The organism is Prevotella sp. oral taxon 376 (genome assembly GCF_003043945.1).
Lineage (GTDB): Bacteria > Bacteroidota > Bacteroidia > Bacteroidales > Bacteroidaceae > Prevotella.
Window position 1 is genome coordinate 840,119 of record NZ_PYXG01000001.1, and the last position, 24,905, is coordinate 865,023.

General features: G+C 44.7%; 25 protein-coding genes. 12 read left to right on the plus strand and 13 right to left on the minus strand.

What is annotated here, in order from left to right:
• Positions 1-82: 82 nt before the first annotated feature.
• A complete protein-coding gene (locus C7120_RS03640) occupies positions 83-793 on the minus strand; it encodes a DUF421 domain-containing protein (protein ID WP_107620394.1) in 711 nt (236 codons plus the stop codon).
• Between the two features lie 365 nt (positions 794-1,158).
• Between C7120_RS03640 and C7120_RS03650 the strand changes: the two genes are divergently transcribed.
• The 5 genes from C7120_RS03650 to C7120_RS03670 all read left to right on the plus strand — a co-directional run bounded on the left by C7120_RS03650 (position 1,159) and on the right by C7120_RS03670 (position 7,202).
• Positions 1,159-1,575 (plus strand): hypothetical protein, encoded by a 417-nt coding sequence (locus tag C7120_RS03650; RefSeq protein ID WP_107620396.1) that lies wholly within the window; start codon positions 1,159-1,161, stop codon positions 1,573-1,575.
• 112 nt (positions 1,576-1,687) lie between these two features.
• A complete protein-coding gene (locus tag C7120_RS03655) occupies positions 1,688-2,470 on the plus strand; it encodes a DUF481 domain-containing protein (protein ID WP_107620397.1) in 783 nt (260 codons plus the stop codon).
• 415 nt (positions 2,471-2,885) lie between these two features.
• On the plus strand, positions 2,886-4,394 hold the full coding sequence (locus tag C7120_RS03660; protein WP_107620398.1) for a GH3 auxin-responsive promoter family protein: 1,509 nt from the start codon (positions 2,886-2,888) through the stop codon (positions 4,392-4,394).
• Between the two features lie 25 nt (positions 4,395-4,419).
• Complete coding sequence (locus tag C7120_RS03665; RefSeq protein ID WP_369916835.1) at positions 4,420-6,393, plus strand: Ig-like domain-containing protein; 1,974 nt, start codon at positions 4,420-4,422, stop codon at positions 6,391-6,393.
• The gene (locus tag C7120_RS03670; protein WP_107621373.1) at positions 6,393-7,202 is read left to right on the plus strand and encodes a DUF3108 domain-containing protein; all 810 of its coding nucleotides are present in this window, start codon (positions 6,393-6,395) and stop codon (positions 7,200-7,202) included. Before C7120_RS03665 ends, C7120_RS03670 begins: the two co-directional genes overlap by 1 nt.
• A 47-nt stretch (positions 7,203-7,249) precedes the next feature.
• Here the strand turns inward: C7120_RS03670 and C7120_RS03675 are convergent, their stop codons facing one another.
• The 10 genes from C7120_RS03675 to C7120_RS03725 form a co-directional block, all read right to left on the minus strand.
• Positions 7,250-7,696 (minus strand): DUF4252 domain-containing protein, encoded by a 447-nt coding sequence (locus tag C7120_RS03675; protein ID WP_107620400.1) that lies wholly within the window; start codon positions 7,694-7,696, stop codon positions 7,250-7,252.
• A gap of 4 nt (positions 7,697-7,700) precedes the next feature.
• Positions 7,701-8,159, minus strand: coding sequence for a hypothetical protein (locus C7120_RS03680; RefSeq protein WP_107620401.1), 459 nt, complete (start codon positions 8,157-8,159; stop codon positions 7,701-7,703).
• Between the two features lie 12 nt (positions 8,160-8,171).
• Positions 8,172-8,666 carry an RNA polymerase sigma factor gene (locus C7120_RS03685; protein ID WP_107620402.1) on the minus strand — a complete coding sequence of 165 codons (495 nt, stop codon included), beginning with the start codon at positions 8,664-8,666 and terminating at the stop codon, positions 8,172-8,174.
• A 13-nt stretch (positions 8,667-8,679) separates the two neighbouring features.
• The gene (locus tag C7120_RS03690; RefSeq protein WP_107620403.1) at positions 8,680-9,174 is read right to left on the minus strand and encodes a DUF4252 domain-containing protein; all 495 of its coding nucleotides are present in this window, start codon (positions 9,172-9,174) and stop codon (positions 8,680-8,682) included.
• 6 nt (positions 9,175-9,180) lie between these two features.
• Entirely contained in the window at positions 9,181-9,678 is a 498-nt protein-coding gene (locus C7120_RS03695; RefSeq protein ID WP_107620404.1) for a DUF4252 domain-containing protein, read from the minus strand.
• Between the two features lie 340 nt (positions 9,679-10,018).
• Positions 10,019-11,080 (minus strand): relaxase/mobilization nuclease domain-containing protein, encoded by a 1,062-nt coding sequence (locus tag C7120_RS03705; RefSeq protein ID WP_009752276.1) that lies wholly within the window; start codon positions 11,078-11,080, stop codon positions 10,019-10,021.
• Positions 11,070-11,495, minus strand: coding sequence for a hypothetical protein (locus C7120_RS03710; RefSeq protein ID WP_009752275.1), 426 nt, complete (start codon positions 11,493-11,495; stop codon positions 11,070-11,072). The genes C7120_RS03705 and C7120_RS03710 overlap by 11 nt, the downstream gene beginning before the upstream one ends.
• 359 nt (positions 11,496-11,854) lie before the next feature.
• Positions 11,855-12,316 (minus strand): DUF3408 domain-containing protein, encoded by a 462-nt coding sequence (locus C7120_RS03715; RefSeq protein WP_074452173.1) that lies wholly within the window; start codon positions 12,314-12,316, stop codon positions 11,855-11,857.
• A gap of 4 nt (positions 12,317-12,320) precedes the next feature.
• Positions 12,321-13,289 (minus strand): toprim domain-containing protein, encoded by a 969-nt coding sequence (locus C7120_RS03720; RefSeq protein WP_074452174.1) that lies wholly within the window; start codon positions 13,287-13,289, stop codon positions 12,321-12,323.
• A gap of 236 nt (positions 13,290-13,525) precedes the next feature.
• A complete protein-coding gene (locus tag C7120_RS03725; protein ID WP_074452175.1) occupies positions 13,526-14,959 on the minus strand; it encodes a VapE domain-containing protein in 1,434 nt (477 codons plus the stop codon).
• 515 nt (positions 14,960-15,474) lie between these two features.
• On the opposite strand from C7120_RS03725, the gene C7120_RS03735 reads away from it, so the two are divergent.
• The 7 genes from C7120_RS03735 (at position 15,475) to C7120_RS03765 (ending at position 22,865) form a co-directional block, all read left to right on the plus strand.
• Positions 15,475-15,777, plus strand: a complete 303-nt coding sequence (locus tag C7120_RS03735; RefSeq protein WP_074452176.1) for a helix-turn-helix domain-containing protein — start codon at positions 15,475-15,477, stop codon at positions 15,775-15,777.
• Positions 15,778-15,789: 12 nt separating this feature from the next.
• Positions 15,790-16,080: a helix-turn-helix domain-containing protein gene (locus C7120_RS03740; protein ID WP_074452177.1), complete on the plus strand. Its 291-nt coding sequence runs from the start codon at positions 15,790-15,792 to the stop codon at positions 16,078-16,080.
• A 285-nt stretch (positions 16,081-16,365) separates the two neighbouring features.
• Positions 16,366-18,765 carry a T9SS type A sorting domain-containing protein gene (locus C7120_RS03745; RefSeq protein WP_004344877.1) on the plus strand — a complete coding sequence of 800 codons (2,400 nt, stop codon included), beginning with the start codon at positions 16,366-16,368 and terminating at the stop codon, positions 18,763-18,765.
• Positions 18,766-18,824: 59 nt separating this feature from the next.
• On the plus strand, positions 18,825-19,886 hold the full coding sequence (locus C7120_RS03750; RefSeq protein ID WP_074452178.1) for a radical SAM protein: 1,062 nt from the start codon (positions 18,825-18,827) through the stop codon (positions 19,884-19,886).
• Positions 19,887-19,891: 5 nt separating this feature from the next.
• Positions 19,892-20,953, plus strand: coding sequence for a Gfo/Idh/MocA family protein (locus C7120_RS03755; RefSeq protein ID WP_004344873.1), 1,062 nt, complete (start codon positions 19,892-19,894; stop codon positions 20,951-20,953).
• Between the two features lie 4 nt (positions 20,954-20,957).
• Positions 20,958-22,217: a methionine adenosyltransferase gene (gene metK / locus C7120_RS03760; RefSeq protein WP_004344871.1), complete on the plus strand. Its 1,260-nt coding sequence runs from the start codon at positions 20,958-20,960 to the stop codon at positions 22,215-22,217.
• Between the two features lie 9 nt (positions 22,218-22,226).
• The gene (locus C7120_RS03765; protein WP_025078137.1) at positions 22,227-22,865 is read left to right on the plus strand and encodes a hypothetical protein; all 639 of its coding nucleotides are present in this window, start codon (positions 22,227-22,229) and stop codon (positions 22,863-22,865) included.
• A 283-nt stretch (positions 22,866-23,148) separates the two neighbouring features.
• Here the strand turns inward: C7120_RS03765 and C7120_RS03770 are convergent, their stop codons facing one another.
• Together C7120_RS03770 and C7120_RS03775 are read right to left on the minus strand one after the other, a co-directional pair.
• The gene (locus C7120_RS03770; protein WP_004344869.1) at positions 23,149-23,574 is read right to left on the minus strand and encodes a hypothetical protein; all 426 of its coding nucleotides are present in this window, start codon (positions 23,572-23,574) and stop codon (positions 23,149-23,151) included.
• Entirely contained in the window at positions 23,571-24,893 is a 1,323-nt protein-coding gene (locus C7120_RS03775) for a site-specific integrase (protein ID WP_176729573.1), read from the minus strand. Before C7120_RS03775 ends, C7120_RS03770 begins: the two co-directional genes overlap by 4 nt.
• Positions 24,894-24,905: the final 12 nt, after the last annotated feature.

Sequence of the window (24,905 nt, forward strand, 5' to 3'; positions counted from 1 at the left end):
TTTGCTAGGAACTCATCATCTCATTGGTCTTTGAAGTGAAAACGGGCTGAAATTGGGCTCTCATTGTAGGCTTTGCCAGAGGTTATACTTGTGCCTTGTCGTCAATGTTGTCTGCGGCAATCTCTTCTACGCCTCGCTTGACATCTCCCTCATAAGTAACGAAATAAAATCCTTTGCGAGGTGTCCATTCCATGCAGAACAGGTCAGCGGGACTCTCGAAGCCGTTGCGTTTGATCGTACGTAGCACCCATGCTTGCGATCGGTTGCATTGGGCGAGGCTGCTCTCTATGATTTCACCATTGTTTACAAGCAGGAAAGAGTTCGTCGCTTCTCCAGGTGAAAGTACCGTAACGGCTCCGTTCGCCTCAAACAGAACATCTTCTACATCAAACATGGAGAATACCCCTTTCTGCCTTAGAAGCAACCGAAACTGCTCCATTTCAAGGCTGTTTCGCTTGAAGTTATTGAAGTTAATGACACCGCCTTTTACAAGGAATACGCTCTCTCCCTTGATAAGATGGCGCAGTCGGGCAGATCGCATGGCAAAGCGTACAAGCATATTGAAGGCTGTCCAAACTGCCAAAGCAAAAAGAAGGTGTCCTGTGGACATGTCCGGATTATAAAGCACGCCACCGACCAAAGCACCAATCACGAACGCGCTTACGGTGTCGAGCGGCGAAATCTGCCCCATTTGTGCCTTACCTGTTATGCGCAGGAAGGCCAGGATGCCAATCATACCCGTGATAAGTTTCAGGGCAATGCCGAAATAAGGCTCTAATGAAGCTATTACCATCTTTATCAAAGATTTATATTCTGTGCTGCAAAAATAGTGCTTTTTTCTGATATATACTAAGGTTTAAACAGAAAATAACTATTGATCTGTTATCTTTCATTCGCTAAGAATCCTTTTTCGAAATAGATAAAAAAAGAATGAAGTTTCTTTGCTCTTTATAAAATAATGTATAAATTTGCAGCGGATTATCGTTTGAACGAAGACGGAAGAGTCCATTTTCTAGGTACGGGCTCGCGGTTTCCGCTGAAGTGCAAAACTTGTTTGGTAGGAGGAAGAGCCCTTGGTGTGAATCTTGAAAAAAAGAATTGCTCGTATTATAGAAAAAGATTGTATATATTTTCATTATTAATTAAATTAGTAGAAGTATGAAAAGATTGTTCTTAATTGGAATGATGGTATTATCGGCCGCTGCTGCTTTCTCTCAGAATGCAGCTACGGTTAGCAACCTGAAGGAACGGCAGAAGGCGCTGGCCTTAGCCTCTAAGTTGAATAAACTGCAGCTCGATTATGAGAAAAAGAAAGCAGAACACAATGCACTCATTGAAAAAGTTGCCGCTCTCAACGCTGAGGCAGACATAACCGCGACGAATTTCAACACATCGGATGCGGCCGGAACGGTGAAAGATGTGAAGAGTACTGTTAAGAAGCTAAAGGCTGCTAAGGCTGCCAATAAGAAGCTGGCTAAGAGTCAGAAGACTCTGAACAAGATGGAAAAGGGCATCGTTAAGCTTCAGGATCAGATCGGTGATTTAGACAAGAAAGTTCGCTTCGTTGACCAATAATACTCAATAGACAGCTTAAAAAATATCGGGGGCATATCATCGTATGCCCCCGATATTTTAGCAATTCTTTATCTAAGCGTGCTTCATATACCTTTTAAGAAATCGAAATACAATGGCAAAGAAGATACTTTTTTTATTATTAGCCTTTTCGTTTCATCTCTCGATACATTCGCAAATGCTTTTTTCTGAGAATCTTACGATGGATATAGACAGTACGAAAACGATACAAGGATCTCTGCTGCCCGTATTAGATTTCAAGACAGAGAAGGAGAATATACTCACGCTTAAGAATACAACCAATCTAAATTTGTTGATTAAACGCAGAAGGGTTATCAACCTAATTAACAAATTGGAGTTCTCTACCTATGGCAAGAAGATAACTGTGAGTGGAGGATATGTACATGCCGAATACCGATACTTGTTGCATCAGGTCTTTGAAATTTACCCTTATGCAGAGTCGCAATGGGCAGAGAGTCGAGGCATGGAGTATAAGATTTCTGCCGGATTGCAATCGCGTTATCGGATCATAAACAAAGAAAAGCTCCTCATGTTTGCGGCAGTTGGATTGTTCTATGAATTTGAGAAGTGGGAAGATCCCACACCCAGCCCGGTTGATTTACATGCTTATAGTCGTAGTATCAAGAGTCATTTTTCGGTTAGTATGAAGCATCACATCGGCGATCATTGGGCATTAACAACGACCGCCATTCATCAAGCGAAGCCCGACAGCTACTTTAAGAAGGCGCGATTCGGGGGCGCTGTCGACCTAAAATATAACATCACGCCTACAATTGGTGTAAATGGAGCCTATCGTCTAGTCTATGATACCGATCCAATAGTTCCCATAAGGAAAACATATACCACGATCGAAGCAGGTCTTGCAGTCTCTTTTTAAATAGCTCTAGGCCTTCTCGCGTAGCTAGGAATATATATGCAGGCCAGACCTTCGAGCTAACTTTTTATCGGCATTTTTACTGCATCGACCGGCGAGATATAAGAGTTGAGTCTCTTGAAAGTTTTTTAATGGATTGCATTGAGTTTCGGAAAGGAATTCTGTCAGCGATCCCCTCAAAGTAAGAAGGTATTAGAGCGATTGAATGTGAGGATGTCTAGGAGAAGATGCGTGCTGCCAATAGGTTTATGGCAAACGATTTCTCCAGTATTTGTAAATGTGATCATATAGAGACAAGCACATCATCCGTCTGCCTTTGTGCTTCTTGCTCTCTTTTAATTCTATTAAAATTAGTAAATTTCCCCTTTTTGTTGAAAGATTAGGTTACCTTTGCAATCTGAAGTGATAGACTGATAAAATGAGTTTGACAAGCATAGCGGGCAGGTTTTTCCGGCCCAGGCAGAAAGAGTTGGAACGACATATCGACCATGCAGAGGAAATGCAAGGGGAGGTGTTGAGATACCTTCTTAACAGAGCCGAGGGAACGGAATACGGGCGAAACCATCTTTTCGGAGCGATGAAAGGATATGAGGATTTCGTGCGCAACGTGCCCGTGAACACCTACGAGGAGCTAAAGAGCGACATCGATCGCATGCGCCATGGCGAGCGTGATGTGCTTTGGCCAGGACAGGTAACCTGGTTTGCTAAGAGCTCGGGCACTACCAACGACAAGTCGAAGTTCATCCCCGTATCGCGCGAGGGGCTTCAGAACATCCATTATCAGGGCGGAAAGGATGTAGTAGCCCTGTATTTGAGAAACCACCCAGCAAGTCGTATCTTCGACGGAAAGAGCCTCATTTTAGGCGGAAGCCATTCGCCGAACTACAACCTGCATGGCTCGTTGGTGGGAGACTTGAGTGCCATTCTCATCGAGAACATCAATCCGCTGGCCAACTTGGCCCGTGTCCCCAAGAAGTCGACGGCCCTGCTTTCCGACTTTGAGGTGAAGCGCGACCGCATCGCACAAGAGACGATGGGCAAAAATGTTACCACCCTGTCGGGCGTTCCTTCGTGGATGCTCAGCGTGCTGGTGCGTGTGCTGGAGCTTTCCGGCAAGCAGCGTCTGGAGGAAGTGTGGCCCAACCTGGAGGTGTTCTGGCACGGCGGCATCGCTTTCACGCCCTACCGCCGGCAGTATGAGCAGCTCATCACCTCGCCACACATGCACTATATGGAGACCTACAATGCCTCGGAGGGATTCTTCGGCATACAAAGCGACCCGGCGGACAAGAGTATGCTCTTGATGCTTGACTATGGCGTCTTCTATGAATTCATCCCGATGGACGAATACGGGACGGATAACCCCACTGTCATTCCTATCTCTGGCGTGGAAATAGGGAGGAATTACGCCATGCTCATATCCACCTCTTGTGGTCTCTGGCGCTATCTGATCGGCGACACAGTGCAGTTCACTTCCGTCAATCCTTATAAGTTCATCATTACGGGTCGTACCAAATACTTCATCAATGCCTTTGGAGAAGAGCTGATCATGGACAATGCCGAGAAGGCGCTGGCCTATGCCTGTGAGCAAACAGGAGCAGAGGTGAGGGAATACACGGCCGCTCCCGTGTATATGGATGCCGATGCTAAGTGCCGCCACCAATGGCTCGTGGAGTTTGCCAAGGAACCTGCCGACCTGCAGGAATTCTCTGATCTGCTCGACCGGAAGCTGCAGGAAATCAACAGCGACTATGAGGCCAAGCGATCGCACGACATCACTCTGCAGCCTCTGGAACTCATCAAGGCGCGGCCAGGACTCTTCGACGACTGGCTCAAATCGAAAGGAAAGCTTGGCGGACAGCATAAGGTTCCGCGCCTCGGCAACTCTCGGAAGAATATCGAAGAGCTGTTGGCAATGAACAAATAATGCCTTTCACAAGAACAAGATGCTCATGAAAAGAAAGAAAACGATATGTGCAGCCCTGTGGAGTCTCTGCCAAAACATTCTTCCAGGAATGTTAATTCTCTGTCTGACAGTCACCTCCTGTGCCCGTATGGGCCAGCCCGATGGCGGTTGGTATGATGAGACACCGCCACGAGTGATCAGTGCTTCGCCCGCAGAGCGCTCTGTTCAGGTGAAGAGCAAGAAGATCTATATCAATTTCAATGAGTATATCAAGATAGAAAACGCGACCGAGAATGTGGTGGTCTCACCTACCCAACTTGAAGAACCGGAGATCAAAAGTCAGGGAAAGCGTATCGTTGTAGAGTTAAAAGACTCGTTGAAGCCGAATACTACCTATACCGTCGATTTCTCAGATGCCATCACCGATAACAACGAGGGCAACCCTCTGGGAAACTATACCTACACGTTCTCCACCGGCGAGGTCATCGATACCATGGAGGTTTCAGGCTATGTGCTCGAAAGTGAGAATCTAGAACCTGTGAAAGGAATCCATGTGGGCCTCTATGCCAATCTCTCAGATTCCGTCTTTAAGAAAGAAGCCTTGCTGCGAGTGTCGAAGACCGACTCCCGTGGACGCTTCGTCATCAAGGGCGTGGCACCGGGAAAATATCGGGTCTATGCCCTTCAAGATGCTGATGGAAACTTCTTCTACTCGCAGAAAAGCGAGAAGATAGCCTTTCAGCACGATATCATCGTGCCCTCGTCGAAGCCCGATATCCGACAGGATACTGTGTGGAGAGACTCGTTGCACATCGACTCCATAGCACGCGTTCCTTACACCCACTTCCTCCCAGACGATATTATGCTGCGAGCTTTCACCGCTACGCTCACCGATCGCTACCTCGTGAAGAACGATCGCAGAGAAGCTGAGCGATTCACGCTCTATTTCAGTTATGGCAGCGACAGGCTCCCGGAGATACGCGGACTGAACTTTAATGCCGCGGGCGCATTCCTCGTCGAGCCATCGGAAAGGAAAGATACCATCACCTATTGGCTCCGAGACACGGCACTGGTGAACCAGGATACGCTCCGCATGGAGGTCAGATACGAGATGACGGACTCGCTGGGAAAGCTGCAGCCGCAGACAGATACCCTCGAGATTCTCTCCAAACAGCCTTACGAAAAACGGCAGAAGGCTCTGGCCAAGAGGCTAAAGGACTGGCAGAAGAAACAGGAAAAGCGGAAAGATAAGGGTGAGCCTTACGACAGCGTCATGCCCCGTGAGACCTTGATGCCTAAGTTAAGCGTAACCTCACAGCTGGATCCCGACCGGAATGTGCGGCTTTCCTTCGATACTCCCCTTGACCGTGCGGACACCGCGATGATACATCTCTACTCGAAGATAGACACCCTCTGGTATCAGGCTTCCTGTGAAGTGAGGAAAGCGGAGAAGGTTCCCCGCACCTATGAGATTGCTGCCGAATGGCGTCCCGGCGTAGAATACAGCCTCGAAATAGACTCTGTCGCCTTCCGGGATATATACGGGAAGGTTTCCGGGAAGCTCAAACAGGGCTTCAAGGTGCGCTCGCTTGATGATTACAGCTCACTCTTCATTACCTTGCAGGGCATGTCCGGTCGGCCTGTCGTATGCCAGTTGCTCAACGGACAGGATCATCCGGTAAAGGAGGTGAGGACCACGAGCGGAACGGCAGAGTTCTTCTATGTGAGTCCGCAGACCTATTATCTTCGCATGTTTGTTGATGAGAATGAGAATGGAAAGTGGGATACGGGCGACTATGACAAGGATTTACAGCCGGAGCCGGTGTATTATTTCTCGGAGGAAATAGAATGCAAGGCCAAGTGGGATGTGTCGAAAACATGGAATCCGACGGCAAGACCTCTCAACGAACAGAAGCCTGCGAAGATCATGAAGCAGAAGGCCGACCGGAAAAAGACCGTTACCCGCCGCAATGCGGAGCGTGCAAAGCAGTTAGGAATACCCTATAATCTACAAAGATGATGAAGCGATTAAGATATTTTATGGCAGCTGCCATGTTCACCATAGGCCTCAATGCCACGGCTCAATGCTCGTTCCACAACGACGCGTTCAAGTCGGGAGAGTTTCTTTCCTACAACCTTTATTACAACTGGCAGTTTGTTTGGGTGAAAGCCGGAACGGCTTCCATGTACACCGTGCAAAGCAACTATAAGGGCAAGCAGGCCTATCGGGCAAGCCTGACCACAAGAGGCAACAGCAAGGTGGATAACATGTTCGTGCTCCGCGACACGCTGCTGTGCTATTCCTCACTCGACATGGAGCCTCTTTATTTCCGCAAGGGAGCCCGTGAAGGCAAGCGGTATACGGTGGATGAAGTGTTCTATAGCTATTCAGGAGGCAAGAGCAACATCAGCCAGCATCGGATAAACAACGACGGGGAGCATAGCTGGGAAAAGCACAGTTTCAGCTATTGTGTCTACGATATGCTGAATATCTTCCTCCGCGCGCGCTCTTTCAACCCGGAAGGATGGAAGAACGGATACGACATCGACATTCCTATCGCCGACGGAAACAGCGTGAATCCTGCCAAGCTTCGTTACCTGGGCAAGGAGAAAATCAAGGCAGATAACGGAAAGAAGTATCGTTGCTTGAGGCTTGCTTATATGGAGAAGGATGGAAACAGGTATAAGCATATCGTCGATTTCTATGTGAGCGATGACCAGAATCACATTCCCGTGCGCCTGGATATGTTCCTGAAATTCGGCTCGGCAAAGGCCTTTCTCGTAGGGATGAAAGGCATCCGGAACCCCATTACGGCGCTGGTAAACTGAAGTCTTCCGCTATCTTTCCGTGCGGGAAGATAGCGGAAGGATGATTCCTATTCGGCGATTTCCTTGATTTCCTTTAGCGTCAGGCTGCCAAGAATATTCACGATGGTGAGCTCGTCCTTCTCGGTAGTGAGGATTACGAACTCGTTCTGCTTGCCTCGCTGCTTCTGATAGATATAGGTAACCTCGCCGTCGTCGGTGGTGCGCATAATCTGTTCATACTTGTCTTTCTTGAAAATGCCCAGCGCATAGTCGCGGATAGCCGGCATGAGAGAAGGCCGCTCGCATTCCAGCACCTGTATCCGGTCTATCTTCTTGGCAACTTTGCTCACATTCAGGTCGCCTATGTCGGCCACTCCCGCCATAGAGAGCAGGCTTTTCGAGATGTATACGGTCTCTACGCCTTTCGTGTTCTCGTACTTTTTAAACAGCTCGTCCTGCGCACGGAGCGCACCGCAAGCCGCGAGGATCATCGTTAATAATATCAGTCGTTTCATTGTTTTATTTCTTTTCTTTACGGTTTAATGTGTTTAATCCTTTGTTCAGGTTCTCCGAGAAGAGCATGAGCACCTTGCGCGTTTTCTTGTAGGCATCCTCCGGATTGGTATAGGTGTCCTCCTGGAGGGCGAAAGAATTGGCATCTTCCTGCTGATTCAGGAACACTCCGAGGGATAAGATGAGAAGCAGCGAGGCGGCAATGCCCACGGCCCAGCGCAGCGACTTGCCGACCGCCTTTCTGGCGGAACTCTTCTCCACGATGTTCCATGCGTCGATTCGCGACTCCAGTCCGAGGGCACGGGGCATGGCTTCGTCGAGGCGGAAGTATTGCGTGAAGAAGTCTTTCTCTTCCTGCAGGCTCTCGGGGATGTCGCTCCCGGAGAAGAAGTCCATCAGCCGGAGTTCTTCTTCCTCGGTCGCCTTGCCGTCGTAGAATTTATCGATGAGCGTTTGAATGTCCATTTCCTTTATGTTTTATGATTTTCCGAATTGCGCCCGGATGGTCTTTCGGGCTCTGCTCAGGATGACCCTGATGTTTGCTTCTGAGAGGTTCGTGAGCCGTGCTATCTCGTCGAACGGCCGGTCTTCCACATCCCGCAGCGTGATGATGAGACGCTGACTCTCAGGAAGTTGCTTGATTCTCTCCCTCACTTTGTCCGACAATCGTGAGGTGTCTATGCGTCTCACGATGTCTTCCTGCGAGGCGATGGGAAGCTCTTCCGCCGCGATGCTTACCGTTTTGAGATGTCTGGCACGATACTTGTCGTAGTAGAGACGCCTCACGAGGGTAACGCAATAGGCTTCTGCCGACTCCATCTTGGGGAGTTCCGAGCGGCGGGTCCACAGTTTCAGGAAAGCCTCCTGCACCATGTCTTCCGCCTCCTCGGCGTTTCCCGAGAGCCTCCATGCCGTCCAGTACATGGGTCGCTGGAGGGGCAGGAACCGTTGCTTGAATTCAGCGGCGTCCATATACCTTATTCTATTAGTGGTTTCCCTCTATGAGTTCTTTCAGTTCTTTCTTCTTGATGGAGCCCTTGAATTGCACCAAGGCACAGTCGTTGTCCTCCTTGTCGAACCCGTAGATGAGCACCTCCACGATGTTATCACCCTCCGCACGACTTAGGATCAGGGCGCGGGAATCCTTCTCTATTGTCGAGACGAGCGTCTCGTAGCCTTGGTCTTTCAGGCTGTTGGCACGGTTAAAGACAGCCCTCTGCACTTTCTTGCTACATTTTTCGAGGTTAAGTGCCTTAATCGAGGAGATGTTTTTAAAAATATCTCCGCCCAGCTGAATTTTACCGTCCATGATATTCAGGCCTTTTTCCTGACCGGCATTGAGAATGCTCTGGTCTACAAGGATATATTCTGCGGACTTGGCGGACTTGAACTTGTTGAAAATGAAATCCGACTGCTGTGCCTGCGTGGTGAGGCATGCGATGATGGCGATCATCGCCAGGATGAGTTTCTTCATTGTCATATTGTTTTAAAAGTTATAGTTTCCTTGAGCATTTATGAGCTTGCTGAGATCGCTGGTTCGTATTTTTCCCTTGATCTCCACGATAGTACAGTCGTCATTGCCACCGTTCAGAATGAGCAGTTCGCATATTGTTTCGCCTTTCATCTTGGTGAGAATCCTCGTCTTCTCACCGTTGTCGTTCACACGGACAAGTTCTTCGTATCCTTTGGTATTGAGGTTTCCGAGCGCGCTCTGGAAGCGTTGCTTGGTATCGGGAGAGCAGCATCCGAGGTCAAGCATGCGCATGCTGCTTATCTTTTTTATGATGTCGTTGCCCGTCGGATCATCCTTGTCGTAGATTCCGCTCTTGGGAGTTATCTTGCCCATAGCCATCATGAGGCGCGGAATATGTACGAATTCTGCCTTAGGCTCGTTCTTGAATTGGTCTATCAGGTTGTCTGCAGTCTGTGCGAATGCCGTGTGGGCCACGATGACCAGACACATTGTGAGAAATAGTTTCTTCATAATCGTTGGGTTTTGATGGGTTATGTTTCGAAGCGCTTACAATAGTTCAGACGCAATTCGGCTACATTCTGTTACAAGTTTTTTTCCTTTTCTCGGAAATGCGAGTTGCAAGTCGCATCGCAAGATAATTATAAAAATATATCTGTCTGAAAATAAAGAAGTTACCTTGTTTGTACAACTAAACTGGTAACGATTTGGAAACGAGCGAACTACTTGGCTTCGCTGTTTTCTGCCTAACAAAGAACGCTTGTTATTCTGTTTGCAAAGATAATACTTTGTTACCGAATAGCAAGCGTTTTTGATGAGATATTCTTTATTATGCACTTTTTGTATGCTATGTTTATATTCCCCTTCCACGTTTCTTCTTTCTGTTAGCTTGGTATCTGAGTTTGCGCTGCCATGCAGCTTCGGTTAAGTCATTGCCTTGTGTACTTGGTGTAATTAAATCGCCTAACCCTTCCACCACTTCATCGGCTGCGCTAACGATGGTGTCTGCCACTGCACCAATGGGATTCTGCACTTGTGAGGTATCATTGTCTCGTGAGATAGAGGAGCGGCTTGGAGGTACAAGTTGGTAGCCTGTATCAGATTGTTCTTTCTTTTCTGTAGGCTCTTGTACTGTTAGATGTGGTTTCCTTGATTCTTCCTTGTTGGTTGTTTCAAAGTTCTTCTGCAAGGAATGGTAGCCGAACTCCCTGCCGATTTCGGAAGCCTTGAAGGATTGCCCTGCGTATGAGAACTTCAAGCCATATACCTTGCCCTGCTTGTTCTTCATACGCTTTATGGTAATGCCGTTTTTGTTCAATTCATAAAGGAACATGGAATGCCCCGTGACGCCTGTTCCTTTGTACTTGTCAAGCAAGGTGTAGCAAATCTTCTGCACCTGCTGCTTTGTTTGCTCTCTTGTAGGGCTGGCTTTTTCCTTTTGGTGTTTCCTTTCTGCCTTGACCTCTTTTGCAATGGTCAAGCCTTTCTCCCTGCTGATTTCCTCTGCCACCCTTGCAGCCCTATTGCTCACAAAGGTGGTATCATAGACTTCTCCATACAGACTGATACGGTTAGCAATTATGTGAATGTGTCTATTATCGGTGTCCTTGTGCGTTACTGCCACCCATTGGTGGTTGTCAAGTCCCATTTGCTTGGCAAACAAATGTGCTATCCACATATATTCGGACACAGACAGCTTTTTCTCGTCCTGCGGTGCGATGCCAATTTCGATACGGAGAAACTTGTTCCTGCAACGGCTGTTGTAGTTACTGACCACTTTCATTTCCTCATAGATAGTCTTTGGATCTCTGCTGCAAAGATTGTGGAATGCAAGCCGACTACCGAGTTTGCCTTCCCTGAAAATATAGTCCAAAGCTGTGCTTCCGTGCGCTATCGCCTTGCATTTACCTATCATTTCTTGTTAGATTTAAGACCTTATATATTTCATCATCCACCCGAAAATGCGGGTCGTAAAACCGCTTAAATGCCTCTTTGGCACATAGCGAAAGGTTCTTGGTGATATGTAGCCAATCCTCGTCCTTGAGCTTGATGAGATTGGAAATCTGCCCATAGAACCTTCCTGTATGTTGGAGAATGGCAATGGCTTCCCTCTCATTGTCTGTCATCTTGGGAACGGCTGTTACTTCTCCGTTAAGGAGTATTTCCCGACAATAATCGGAGAATTTCCGTCCCGTGCTTTCCGCCCTTGATTTGATACGTTTCTTCTCTTCACTGGTACATCTTACCTTGATGAACTCCGTTTTGTTCATCCGCTGTTCTTCTTTATCCTGTTGCTGCCATCGGGCAGCTTTTCCTTTATATCTGTTCATATAAGTTTCCTTGAAAGTTTATCATTGTAGATGATTTATTACCTTAATTCCTAAATACTGACCGATGAGAACGGAGTGATTACGGTCTTATCTCCCCGATAGTCTGACGAGGGGAGCAAGGGCAGTTTGTGGGTACAAACTGACGTCTTGCAATATCAGCTAACGAAACGTTTACGCACAAGGCGTTTTGCTGCTTGAAAGTGAATGCTGTGCATTCCGTGTTTAACTGTGTTCGTGGTGTTCTCATCATTCAGTATGTTTGACAAATTTCTGTTGCTATGTTCTCTAAAAAAGGGTTGAGAGTTTTGAGTGGAATAATAGCCCCTTTTCCCAAAAGTCCTCGACCCTTTTCCTGTGATTTATAATCTCCTCCATTTATCTATGTCCTCACCGTACTCTTCCAAATGGAGACGCACGATGTTCTCCACGAAACTTGAAAGGTTGCTGCCCCTGTCGCCTAACCTGCGCACGATGAAGTCGGCATGCTCCTGCGTTTCTCGGCTCAGATAGACCGCCTTTCGGTTGCACAGTTTGGTTGGCACAAGATAGGCTTGCTTGTAGGCTTCGAGTGTTTTCTTCCTCATTTTGGAGCTGATGCGTTTTTGAACGGTTGCATGCTCTGTATGCTGTGCAGGCTCGGCTGGCGTAACATACTTTATGACATGTTCTGTTCCTTGTTGTTTTTGCTCTTGAATATTTTTCATTCCCTTTGCTCGAAATTCAGCGACGGTTTGTTCACTTGAACTTTCAGCTTGGCTCATACTAAAAGATTTCCTGATGGTATTTTCCATTTCCTCTTTGCTGACTGTTTTCTTTTCCATACCTCTATCTTATTTTAAGTTTGACTTGTTTTCTTTTGTTGCTTGTATTGGGAGTTTTCTCCAACTTTTTCTGTTGCTCACGGACACGACTGACATGAAAATCGTTGAGATCCTTGAAGTCTTTGTAATGTATGTTCATGTCCTCAACATGGAAGCCTGCCTTTATGAAATCTTGAACAGCCCTCCGCCCAGCATCGTCATTATCAAGGAAGGTACGAATGGAAGATATTCCCTGCGCATTCATATACCGAATTGCTTTGGCGGTATTGCTCACGGAGTTTAGCACAAGGCAGGCACTTGTTACTTCTTCTTTCATTGAAAGAAAAGAAAGAAAATCCATAAATCCCTCGAACACACAAGTTGGCTGTATTTGGTTTATTATCTTGTCGGTGAATATAGGAGTAATGTCCTTCGGAGCTATCGTTCCCTTGAACGTGCCATTGTCCCGAAGTTCATGCCCTCCTGATTGATTGGCAAAGCCGATGGATTGATAGCGCCTGCCCCTTACCTCATAGCTGATACATTTAAGGAAAGGCTTTGCCTTTTCCAAATCAATGCAGCGTACCTTTGTAAGATACTCCTGCAAATGTGGCGGTAGGGTGTCTGATATACTTATCAGTTTCCTTGTCTCGTTTGCAGCCATCGTTGGTTGGAGATTGTTTTGTGAGAAGTCTTTGTGAGAACTATATACTGTATTATCGGGAGCGTTCTGCCCCAAGTGGTGGATGGCTTCCGATAGCGTGCAGCCCTCCAAACGCATACAGAGGTCGATGATACTTCCGCCCCTGCATTCGGCATAGTCTATCCAAAGGTTCTTCTCTGTGTCCACTTTGAAACTCGGATGTGTTTCTGCACGCAGCGGTGAGCGGTACAACGCATAGACTGATGTTCTGCGTACAGGCTTGATGCCTTTACTTTCAAGATACTCCACGATGGGGTATTGCTTGATGCGTGATAAATCTTCTTCTTTCATTGTGATATGTTTTAATTGAATGGATTGAATAATTTGTGTTTGAATGACAATGGTGTATTTGAATGATATTTGAATGGTAGGTGAATGCTTATTGAAAGAAAATCTTTTTTCAGAAGTTTTTCCCCTCCAAACTTTTTCATCTTTCTTCTTACTACATACTATTTTGACATAAGTAGTTGATTTCCAATATTATTTTTTAGTCCCAAGTTATACTACCAACCTACTACATGTGCCTACTACATCTGATAGTTGCAACTGCCTAATAAAGGACAAGGCAATATCTTCTTTACCTTATATACATAGATGGGACTGCCACCCTCTCGCCTCTTGCTCACTTTCTCAAAGCCTGCCCTTTTCAGGGCTTCGCCCATGTGCTTTAAGGACAAGGGATGATGCGTGTAAAGTCCCAAGTAGGTGATTATCTCTGTGGTAGTCATATAGGTACAGTTGGGACTATCCTCCGTAGGTTTCTCAAAACAGCGCAACAGTAGTTCCATTTCTGCCGTCTGTACTTGGAAATCCTCACTCTCCCTGTATAGTTCCGTTATCTCTTCATCGTCAAACCAATAGCGGAAACCTATGCTCAGCAAGGCTTTCGCTTCCGCATAGACATTATCCATAGAAACAGCCTTTGCTCTCTCAATATCTATGGAAAGCACTTCAAAGGGCAGAAACCGTCTGCTGCCTGTGGGGTCGGTAAGGAAATCGTTACCATTTACCGATGCAACGAAACTCGCCAAGTGTGGGTGTTCCTCCACATACTTGTCGTAAGGCATACGGTACTTGACCATCGGACAGGTGATGAGGTTTTTCAGTTCGTTCTCGTCACGCTTGTTGAGGGCTTTGAGCTGGTCGTCAATGTTTACGATGAGGTTTTGCCCTATATAGGTAAGCGTGTCCTTCTCTTGCGGATATATCTTTCCCGTGTAGCTGTAACCATGCAGGGCAGGTGGGCAGAGCAAGTCAAGGAAAGTTGTCTTGAACTTGCCCTGCTCGCCTGTCAGTACAAGACAGGTATGGTTACGGCATTCACGGTCGTCCATGGCGTTGGCGACCACTGCCACGAGCCATTTGGTAAGGTATGGCAGCCACTTGTCAGAGTTGCGCACAACTACGCAACTTGCCAATTCGGGAATGGCTTTCAGTGAAAGGGAAGAAATATCACAATGGTTATTGTGTTCATTATTACCATTACCACTACTGCCATGACTACAACTATCGCTATTGCCACTATAATTACCTCTGCTATTACCAATATCCACCAAGGGCAATCCATTGAAATACTCCTGTATGGGATTGACACGTGGAGAGAAGCTGCTCTCTATAATGGAATAGAGGTTGTCGGAAGATGTGATAATCCCCACATCGTTGTCAAGTTCCCTGCGGAGCGTGTTGCTTTCATAGCGACCCACTTTTGAGAAGTGAGCATCTTCCTTACTTCGGTATTCGGTTCGCCCCAACACCGTGTTGTACCTAAACTCATAATAAGAGGAGAGATAGGTTTCTATCTCACCATTTTTGGAGGAAGTCTTCCTTTGCTTGGGCGTATTATTTTCGTCCACTGAATTGCCTTTATCTGCATTCCTTTTCATTATATGCTTGGTTTGGTTTCCGAGAGTGAAGTTATGAAGAGAACTGGAAAGTTCCAAGCATTCGGAGAGTGCTTGCATAATGTTGCGTTCATTCGCAATAAAGTTCGCACGGATTTTTGAAGAGACAGGAAAAGAAATAACTGATTTAAGCCCGAATTAAATCAAAACAGGGGATAAAATAGCAAGGAAAGATAGAGGTAGAAGTGTACCCTTTTGCACACGTTTGCGGTATTCTGCACCGATATTGCAAACAATAAGAATCAGCACAGAAATAGGGTAGCTTTTGTCCACACCAAGAGTGCTACAAGGTGCCACTTAAAAGAAGTATGATAGAATAGGACATGCACCGCCCTATCTTTGCGCCAAACAGACGGCGAAAGAAGAAAACAGGGAAAGAATGCGCAAACGGCTGCCGATAAAATGCGTTAGTTTTTCCTTGAAGTTCCCGATATTTCCCTGCTGTTCCCTGCTGCTTTGAAGTGTGACAAACTCATCATACCTTTGCAGGCATAAACGTGCAGTGAAACGTAGAACAGACAAAGGTGTTGTCAATACCAATAAGACAGAATTACAAACAAAATAACAATAAAACTATGGGATATTTTATCATTACGGATTCAAATTGGGCAAGGTTGAGAAACGAGATACTCAGTCTTGCCGAGACCTGCCACAAGGCATTCGGAGAACAGAGCAGACACACCGATTGGCTGCACAACGGCGATGTATGCAGGTTGCTTAATATCAGCAAGCGTACATTGCAGCACTATCGGGATACAGGTGTGCTGCCGTTTACGCAAATAGGGCATAAGTGCTATTACAGGCGTGAGGACGTGGACCGATTATTGGAAACCAAATCCGTGAAATCAAACACAAACAAATCCAAGAACAACAAATAAGACAAGAGAACTATGGAACAGGTAAGAGATTTGAACATGGAGGCTGACGATATGCAGGTGGTGCTGTCCGCTATCAGCAGTGTAAGTAGAAGGATAAAGGAAGTAGCACAGACCCACAAACCGCTGTTTGGCGGTGAGCATTTCCTGACAGGCAAGGAAGTATGCGAACGGCTGTATATCAGCCCTCGTACCTTGCAGGACTATCGGGACAGGAAAGTTATCCCCTACACGCAATTCGCAGGGAAAATACTATACAAGGCTTCGGATTTGGAGAAGTTATTAGAAGAAAATTCCATTGCGTAGATGTTATGAAATATTTAAGGGAAAGATACAGCCTTAATTATAGAAATATTTTGTAACATAATGTTTGGGTCAGGAGGTATTTCTCCTTGACCTTTTCTTTTTTTTATAGGAATGAAACACAGTGCCATCAAACGCATTAACAAACTTCTTTCTTCGTAATTCTGTTTATATGTACCTAAAACGCAGTATTTTTCTCAGAAATCATACTAAAAACTTGAAAATGTCACACAAATTCCCTAAATTTACACCGTCTAATTTAGTATAAACCCTTTTAATAAAGAACTTATGAAAAAAGGTATTACTACATTGTTAATTTTATTTGCAACAACAGTTGCTGCTTTCTCACAAAGTGTGGAGAGCATTAGTTATTACGAGAAGAATCCAAGCTTAGGTGGCGATGTGAAGATTCTCAAGTGTACAAAATCAATTACAGAGGCTCAGACTTTCACCACCTTTGAAGTCGAAGCTCCAGTTTCGGGGCTTCATTATGCCAACTTCTGGGTGTTAGGGACGAAGAAAGCAGATGGCACACTATCTGTTTACAAAGTAATGGTAAACAACGAGTTGCAAGATGATGTCTTAGCCCCTGTGTCAAACGACTGGCAGGCGATAGGCTTGAAGAAGTCTTCAAAGGTGTTCCTGAGAAAAGGCAAGAACACCATCTCTATTGTTGGGACTGCTCCTGACGTTCCAGAGGTTGAATTTGTCAGACTTTCTAAGGATTTGGGAAATTCTACCATTTCGTCTCAAAATTACAATGACTATAAGGTAGAACTTAAGACCTTATCTCATGAGAATGCACTCAGTAATGCAGAACCGTCTTTGAATTTCTGTGGCAGAGACACATTGGCTATACCTTTGTTTGCAAAAGCAAGAAGTGTTTCCTACGACTCTCCTTTGTATGATTTTGAATACATTAGAAATTGCAAAATAAAGTACTCTTTTTTCAAGACAGTTTCTTTCCAGAGAGGACAGCAAATATTTATAGCGACAAACGGAATTGACAACTATGACCATGTTCTTGAGTTGTTCAGTGCAAACAATCCTGAGCGATACACATGGAATGCACATTCCAACAATCAATGCCTTGCTTCCTTGAATGTCAACATTCCTGAGACGGGACTTTACTACGTCAGAGTACGTTCATGGCTCAATGCCACAAGCGGACTTGCTAATGTCAATATCAACGGAGAAAATTATTACAGCAATGTCCCTTTGTTTAGTTTGGGAATAGTATGTAATCAAGGAACAGATCAAGTATATAACACTTTTGTATGCTCCAAGGGAGGTGATCCGATGGTTTGGATAGAATCTTACGGAAATCCATCTGGAATTATCGCTTACAATGATGATTATCAAGGGAATGGAGACTTTGATTGGGGAAGATGGGCGCGAATTAACAAAAAGTACTCAGTAGCAGGCAATGCCGTTTTGTTGTCGCAGTACAGCTCTTATCAGCCAGAAGTTCTTTGCAATGTTTACATAAAATGTAAAAAAAGCAGCGTAAATAACGTTACATATGCTGGCTCTTTTCCTTACTTGAAGGAAGACGATGCGATTATGTCCGCTCCCGAGTCTCGAACCTATAACTGTATAAGCTGGTCTGGAGGAATAACATCCTATTGGGAATGGCCTCCTTCGACGCATTCTAACTTCTACGACCCTGACCCGTTGAGGGCTTTTGACAAATTCTATGCGTCAAGAGGACTTACAAGGGTTGGTGCAAATGCTGAAAACGGGACAGTTGCTTTATGGGCTATCGTGCGGAATGGAAAAAGAGAATATACACATGCTTCTGTTCGGGATGGGGCTGATGGCAATTTGCATGGATATGACTGGGAAAGTAAGCCTGGTGCTTTGGCACGAACTTTCCATCCTAGAAACGGAGTGAGAGGTAATTCCTATGGGGAAATCGTAGAATATTACCGTAAAGACACTTCGTTGGGAACAAAACCACAGTTAAGTGCCGATGCAAAAGTAGCACAGGTTTCGTTTACCGATTTGGAGCAAGGTCTCATTGAAAGCAGAATTGCCTTGCTGCCTGCTGGAACAGAAAGCAAGTTCAAGAGTTTAGTTGCACTTTGGGATAAGGATATAAACCAATCTCCTTATAGCAGTTTTGAACAATTAGGAGAATATGACAGTTATCGTCAGCTTAAATCTTATTGCGCATCTGTTCCGTCCAGTCAATTCTTGGTATATAAGGAACTGGGAGAAGGCAACATCTTTATGACTAAACTGTTGGAAGATTTGGTACCACAAATTCCAACAATCAAAAAAGAGACAAAATTTGGGGCTAAGCCTGTGCTGACCGCTCCTGTGGTCATTACGGAAAGCGAGCTGGTTTCTCCTTATGCAAACACGATGCTATATGTGAAAGGATTGCTCAGCGGTATGGATTTAACTCCTGTGGTTCAAGAGGATTCAGCCAATCCTACAAAAAATGGCAGCAGCTTTGGTGTAGAAGTCTCAGGGAACACTCTTAGCATAAGCTACACCCTTGAGAATGATTGTCAATTCTCGATGACTATAACAGATGTTTATGGGCATGTTGTTACCTCTTATAAACAGAATAAGTACAAGGGTTCTTATTCATACAAGGCGACATTGCCTCATAGCGGTACATACGTTATAAGTTATAGTGAAAATAACAAGACAAAACAGCAAAAGATAATCGTTGAATAATTCTTTTTCTCCGCATACCAAGTTAACTTGGTATGCGGAGAATACTATAAACATAATCAATGTATAACGTTTTAGACTATCTCGTAACTGGAGGTGCATTTGTAAAAAACATAACAGTACCTACAGATAAGACTTTATCATCCTTGATGATTTATTCCACATCACTTTGTCAGTCACGGTGTAAACATTGCTCTATTTGGAAAAAGCCAATAGAGCATTTGTCATTATCGGACATCATTCGGATAATGTCGAGCAAGTGCGTAACAAAACGGACAACCGTCGGTCTGGAGGGGGGGGAATTTATTTTACATCCTGAAGCTGATGCAATACTGAACTGGTTTCACAACAACCATACAAACTACACCCTGCTATCAAATTGCCTTGCACCCTCTAAAGTTATCGAAGCTGTAAAGAAATACAAGCCCAAACATCTGTATGTTTCCTTAGATGGGAACAAGGAAACATATAAAACTCTAAGAGGGCGTGACGGATATGACAAGGTCATTCAGGTGGTGGAAAGCTGTAAGGACTTTGTTCCCATATCGTTCATGTTCTGCCTTACTCCATGGAACACGTTTGAGGACATGGACTATGTTATTCAGCTTGCCAAACACTATAACATTGATGTCAGAATAGGCATTTACAATACGATGGATTTCTTTGATACCACCGAGGACCTAATGGAGGTCGGAAATGACTACATAAAAAAGATTCCGCAATCTATCCATAAAACACAGGAAAATTTTGACTTTGTGGCTCTGTACGATGAATGGAAAAAAGGAAATCTGCGCCTAAGATGCCACAGTATATACAATGAACTGGTAATCCATTCCAATGGGAATGTTCCCCTGTGCCAAAATCTGGATGTGATTCTCGGCAATGTTCACAACAATACTCTTGACGAAATCTTCAATTCACAAAGGACTGCTAAGATTCAATGTGAGTATTCCCATGACTGCAACAAATGCTGGATTAACTACCATCGTAAATTTGACATAATACTTCTCCGTGCAGCCGAGAGGTTTTTCCCTAAAAAACTTATCGAAGCGTTTTACGGGAAATATCAGTGGACTGCTGATGAAAAATGCACGTACCGCAAATATTTCAAAGGATTAATATAGCCTAAATGACAGACATTCAGAAAATCATCAGACTTTACAAGCGCAGAAGGGATAATAAATATCTCTCCGACTGTTATGAGAAGAACTATGCTATAATTGGTTTTGGAAACCACACCATCCACAACCTTTTCCCCGTCATCCAATTTCTACAAGTCAACGTGAAGTATGTGTGCTGTTCTTCCACGAAAAAGGCAGAACTGATAGGGAAAAAATTCAAGGGCATAATAGGGACAACATCTATAAAGGATATTCTCAATGACGAGACAGTCGCAGGAGTGTTTGTGTCAGCCACACCTGCGTCACATTTTGAAATTGCATCAGAAGTTATAAAATCGGGGAAATCTCTTTTTATAGAAAAACCTCCCTGTATGTGTTTAAAGGAACTAAACAGCCTTATTGACAAGCAAAGGTTATTTGGATTTAATACCACAGTTGTCGGAATGCAAAAAAGACATTCTCCGCTTGTTTCCAGATTGAGAAAGGAAATAAAAGGCAGGGAATTAAATAGTTACAGCCTACGTTACCAAACGGGATTGTACCCCGAAGGCAATGAGATATACGATTTGTTTATACACCCTATCGACTTGGTCGTTTTTCTTTTTGGAGGGGCTAAGATACTGGCGATGCATAAAGTCAAAAGTACAAAAAAAGGTGGTGTGACCTACCTGCTGATGCTGGAACATGACAATATTATTGGTACTTTGGAATTATCCACACTTTATTCTTGGAAAGATGCTAGTGAAAATGTCAGAGTGAACACGCAGGACGGAACGTATGAAATAGACCAGATGGAGCGACTGTCATTTGTGCCATCAGTATGTACCATAGGTGGAGTACCAATCGAAAAAGTGCTCCCCACCAAATTATCCAACGAGTGTCTTTTATCAAGAAACAACTTCAATCCCATTTTGGCAAACAATCAGATTTACACACAGGGATATTTTAACGAGATAAAGATGTTCGTGGAAATGACGGAAATGAAAAATGGTACAGCAGAAGAATATACGGATTTCATGACGCTGCGTTCCACATACGCTATATTAGAAGAATTAAACAATATAAGATAAAAAGATGAGACATTTATTTACATCGGAGTCCGTTTCAGAAGGACATCCCGATAAGATTTCAGACCAGATTTCAGATGCGTTGCTTGACTATTTCCTTGCTTATGACAGAAATGCTCACTGTGCAATAGAAACATTCGTAACGACGGGGCAGGTGGTCATTATGGGTGAAGTGCGTTCCAGTACATACATCGACCTTCAGAATGTTGCCCGCGAAACAATAAACAAGGCTGGTTACACAAAAGCTGAATATCAGTTTGACGGTGATTCATGCGGTATCCTCACGGCTATTCACGAGCAGAGCGATGATATAAACAGAGGCGTTTCCAATAAAGATACGGACGAACAGGGTGCAGGAGACCAAGGTATGATGTTCGGCTATGCTACCAATGAAACCGAAAATTATATGCCAGTTTCTCTTGATTTGGCACATCTCATTATGAGAACACTCTCCGACATACGCAAGGAGGGCAAGGAAATGACTTATTTACGCCCCGATGCAAAAAGTCAGGTAACAATAGAATACACCGAGAACAAAAAACCTCTGCGCATTGACACAATAGTGGTAAGTACTCAGCATGACGATTTTGACGTGGACGACAAGAAGATGCTGGACAAGATTAAGAACGATGTGATTAACATTCTTATGCCTCGTGTCATTTCCCAATGTGATTCCAAAATACAAAAGCTGTTCAACAGTAACATAAAGTATCTTGTAAATCCAACAGGAAAATTTGTTATAGGAGGTCCGCATGGGGATACGGGGCTTACTGGGCGAAAAATAATTGTGGATACATATGGGGGACGAGGAGCACATGGCGGAGGTGCTTTCTCTGGAAAGGATCCAAGCAAGGTAGATCGCAGTGCTGCTTATATGGCACGATATATTGCCAAAAATATGGTAGCAGCAGGGGTTGCGGACGAAATTCTTGTGCAGCTGGCTTATGCCATCGGTGTGGCTGCTCCTGTCAGCGTATCGGTTGATACATATGGACACAATAATGTCGGAATGTCGGACGGAGAAATTGCACAGAAGATTTTTGAAATGTTCGACCTGCGCCCTAAAGCCATTGAAAGGCAGCTTAAACTAAACCAGCCGATGTACACGGAAACGGCAGCCTATGGTCACATGGGACGGAAAAATGAAGTTGTGAACAAAACATTTACAAGCAGGTATCATGGAACAAAAAACATTCAGGTGGAATTGTTTACATGGGAGAAATTAGACATGGTGGATACGATAAAAGATAGTTTCCGCATAAAATAATTAGGGACGATGATAAGGACTAAGGGACTCTCTGTCATGTTGCTTATTTTGGAATTGCTTTTGGGACTCGTGGAATTTCTTTGTCTCTCCGGGTGTGGAAACGACAGGGAAGAATATGAGTACATCTATTACCCTGAAGGCACTTCATGGAAAGAAATAGTGACAGACCCTTTCCGTCCTTTTTTCTATCAGATTTATCTATATACTGTCAGGGAAGACACCATCATTAAGGGAGACGAATACAGGAAAGTTTATGTAAATGGCAAGAAAAATGCCGTTTTCTACCTCCACGAGCAGGGAAAACAAATTTTTTATTACGACAAGTTCATTCCCAAACCCTTACTTGTCTATGATTTTGAATGGAAAATAGGCAAGCCTGTTTCAGCATTTTTGGTTGATGACAGAAGTTTCCATATAATTGATACCATCAGGCAAATCAGCAGAGAAAAGTTGTCGCTTCATCAGGAATACAAATACATAGACACTCCGCTGGGCAGATATGTAAACTCTATAGGATTTGTTGACCAATCTCTCTTTCCGTATTCGATGTCCAAAGCAAGGGAAGGTTTCATTATTAAGACAATATATTTTGAGCGAGGGGAAAATGAGATGTTTAGTAACCATAATTACGACTATTTGTGGCAATAGAATTGTTGCCTTCAAGGAATATGCACGACAGCTAAGAAAAACCTTCTTGTATTTGTCAATCTTATCTACATAGCCATATCCGAAAGTTCACAATCCTCTCTGACCGCATTCCACGGCTAAAAAACATATCCTTTCCGTTCATGGATTGGTAGTATGTAGTCATACCGTAGTTGCACATATAGTCATCTACCAACTACAACGTAATACCTTCTCTTTCACTGTGTTACCTTGTTTTGTAGTAATGTAGTAAGATAACAGTGAAAGAAAAAGGATTGGTACATATTCAGCTATTGACACCCCTGTCATATATGATGATAGGAATGACAGAACTCCTTGGATGCATCAACTCACTGCACACATGCTTTCTGAACAGGTGGGCTTCTACGCTGTCAAGCAAGAAGGAAAGGGCGATAATTGTAGGTAATGGGTAGAGCGGTGCGTAGCCCCTTACCTCCTTATCCGTGACTATTTTCCTTTCGTCTGCGTCCCTTTCTTCTGGATGCAGGACGGATTCTTCGGTTATCGTCCGAAGTCTGCCATTGACTTTTCTCCATGTAACTCCGAAGAACCTTGCAAGCTCGCCCTCGGTCATGGCTACTTCGCCTTTTCCCCTGCGGATAACCTGCATACCATTTCCCCACTCGAAGTAGCTGCGCCCCGTGTCCAGACGGATTGCAGCCTTGGTCTTTATTCCATCTTCCGTATTCATGCCGTTTCCTCCATGCTTTTGTTTCTGCCTGTGTTGGCAATAGCCATTGTACCTATGGTAATAGTTTCCTTTACCGTTACCTTATCATCCTCTTTGTTCTTTTCCTGATGTTTGGCGATGAGTCTGTCCATATCCTCTGATATCTTTTTGTCCGTCACCTGCGCATAAACTTGAGTGCTTGATATGGAGGCATGCCCCATCATCTTGGCTATGCTCTCAATGGGAATACCTGCGCTTAGGCTCATCGTGCCGAATGTATGTCTTGCCATGTGGAAGGAAAGTCTTTGGCAGATACCGCAAGCCTTTCCCACAATACTCAGTTTGGCATCCATGACACTGCGGCTGCAATCACGGTGAAAGACAAGGTGATCCCCTTTTTCTTTCACCAGCAGATATTCTTCACTTCTTTCCTGCTCTTTCTGGCAATGACTGATGATGGCTTCCGCTATGGGATGTAACGGCACGATGAACTCAACCTTGGTCTTCTGACGTTCCTTTCTTATATACATCTGTTCGTCCGCTGTCGTTTGGATATGCTTGTTTTCTAAATTCTCCATGTCTGAGATAGCCAAGCCTGTGAAGCATGAAAAGACAAACATCAGTCTTGCCAGCTCCGCTTCCTTGTCGTTCATCTTCATTGCCATAAGTTTCATCACATCGCTCTTTTGCAGAAAGCGTATCTTCTTTTCCTCTTTCTCATACTTGGTATTCTCAAACGGATTGCAGCGGATAATCCTCTTGCTGACCGCACGGAACATCAGTCGGCTCAGCCAGCAGAGGTTGCTGTTGATGGTGGATGCTTTCAGTCCACGCTTTTTGAGAAAGAAACGGTATTCCTCGAACAAGTCCTCTGTAATTGTTCCGATGGATATGTCTTGTACTCCTTTGTTTTCTACAAATTCACGGAGATTTCTGTCAGAATAAAACAAATTCAGGTAAGTTCCCTCTGCCCTTGATCTGCCAACACTTTCCTTGACTGTTTGGAGTTCCGCCCAGCTCATGGCAAGGAGCGTGGTCGGATTGGTGGCAATACCCTGTAAGCGGTTCTTGATAAGCTCCACACTTACCACTCCATCCTTTACAAGAATGTCCCGATAGGTCTTTTCCACCAAATCCCTGAATTCTTTGATTCTTTGGTTTGTCTTCTTGTTGGTTGTCAAACCCTGCTTGGTGTTCCACTCGACAGGATGGCACTCTTCGCCTGTGGTAATGGCTGTGTTCTTTCCGTCGATGGTGATACGGCAGAGAATGGCGGTATTGCCGTCTGCCTTTGTTTTCTGTCTGTTAATATAGAACAGTATCTTGAATGTACTTCTCATAATGGTCTTGAT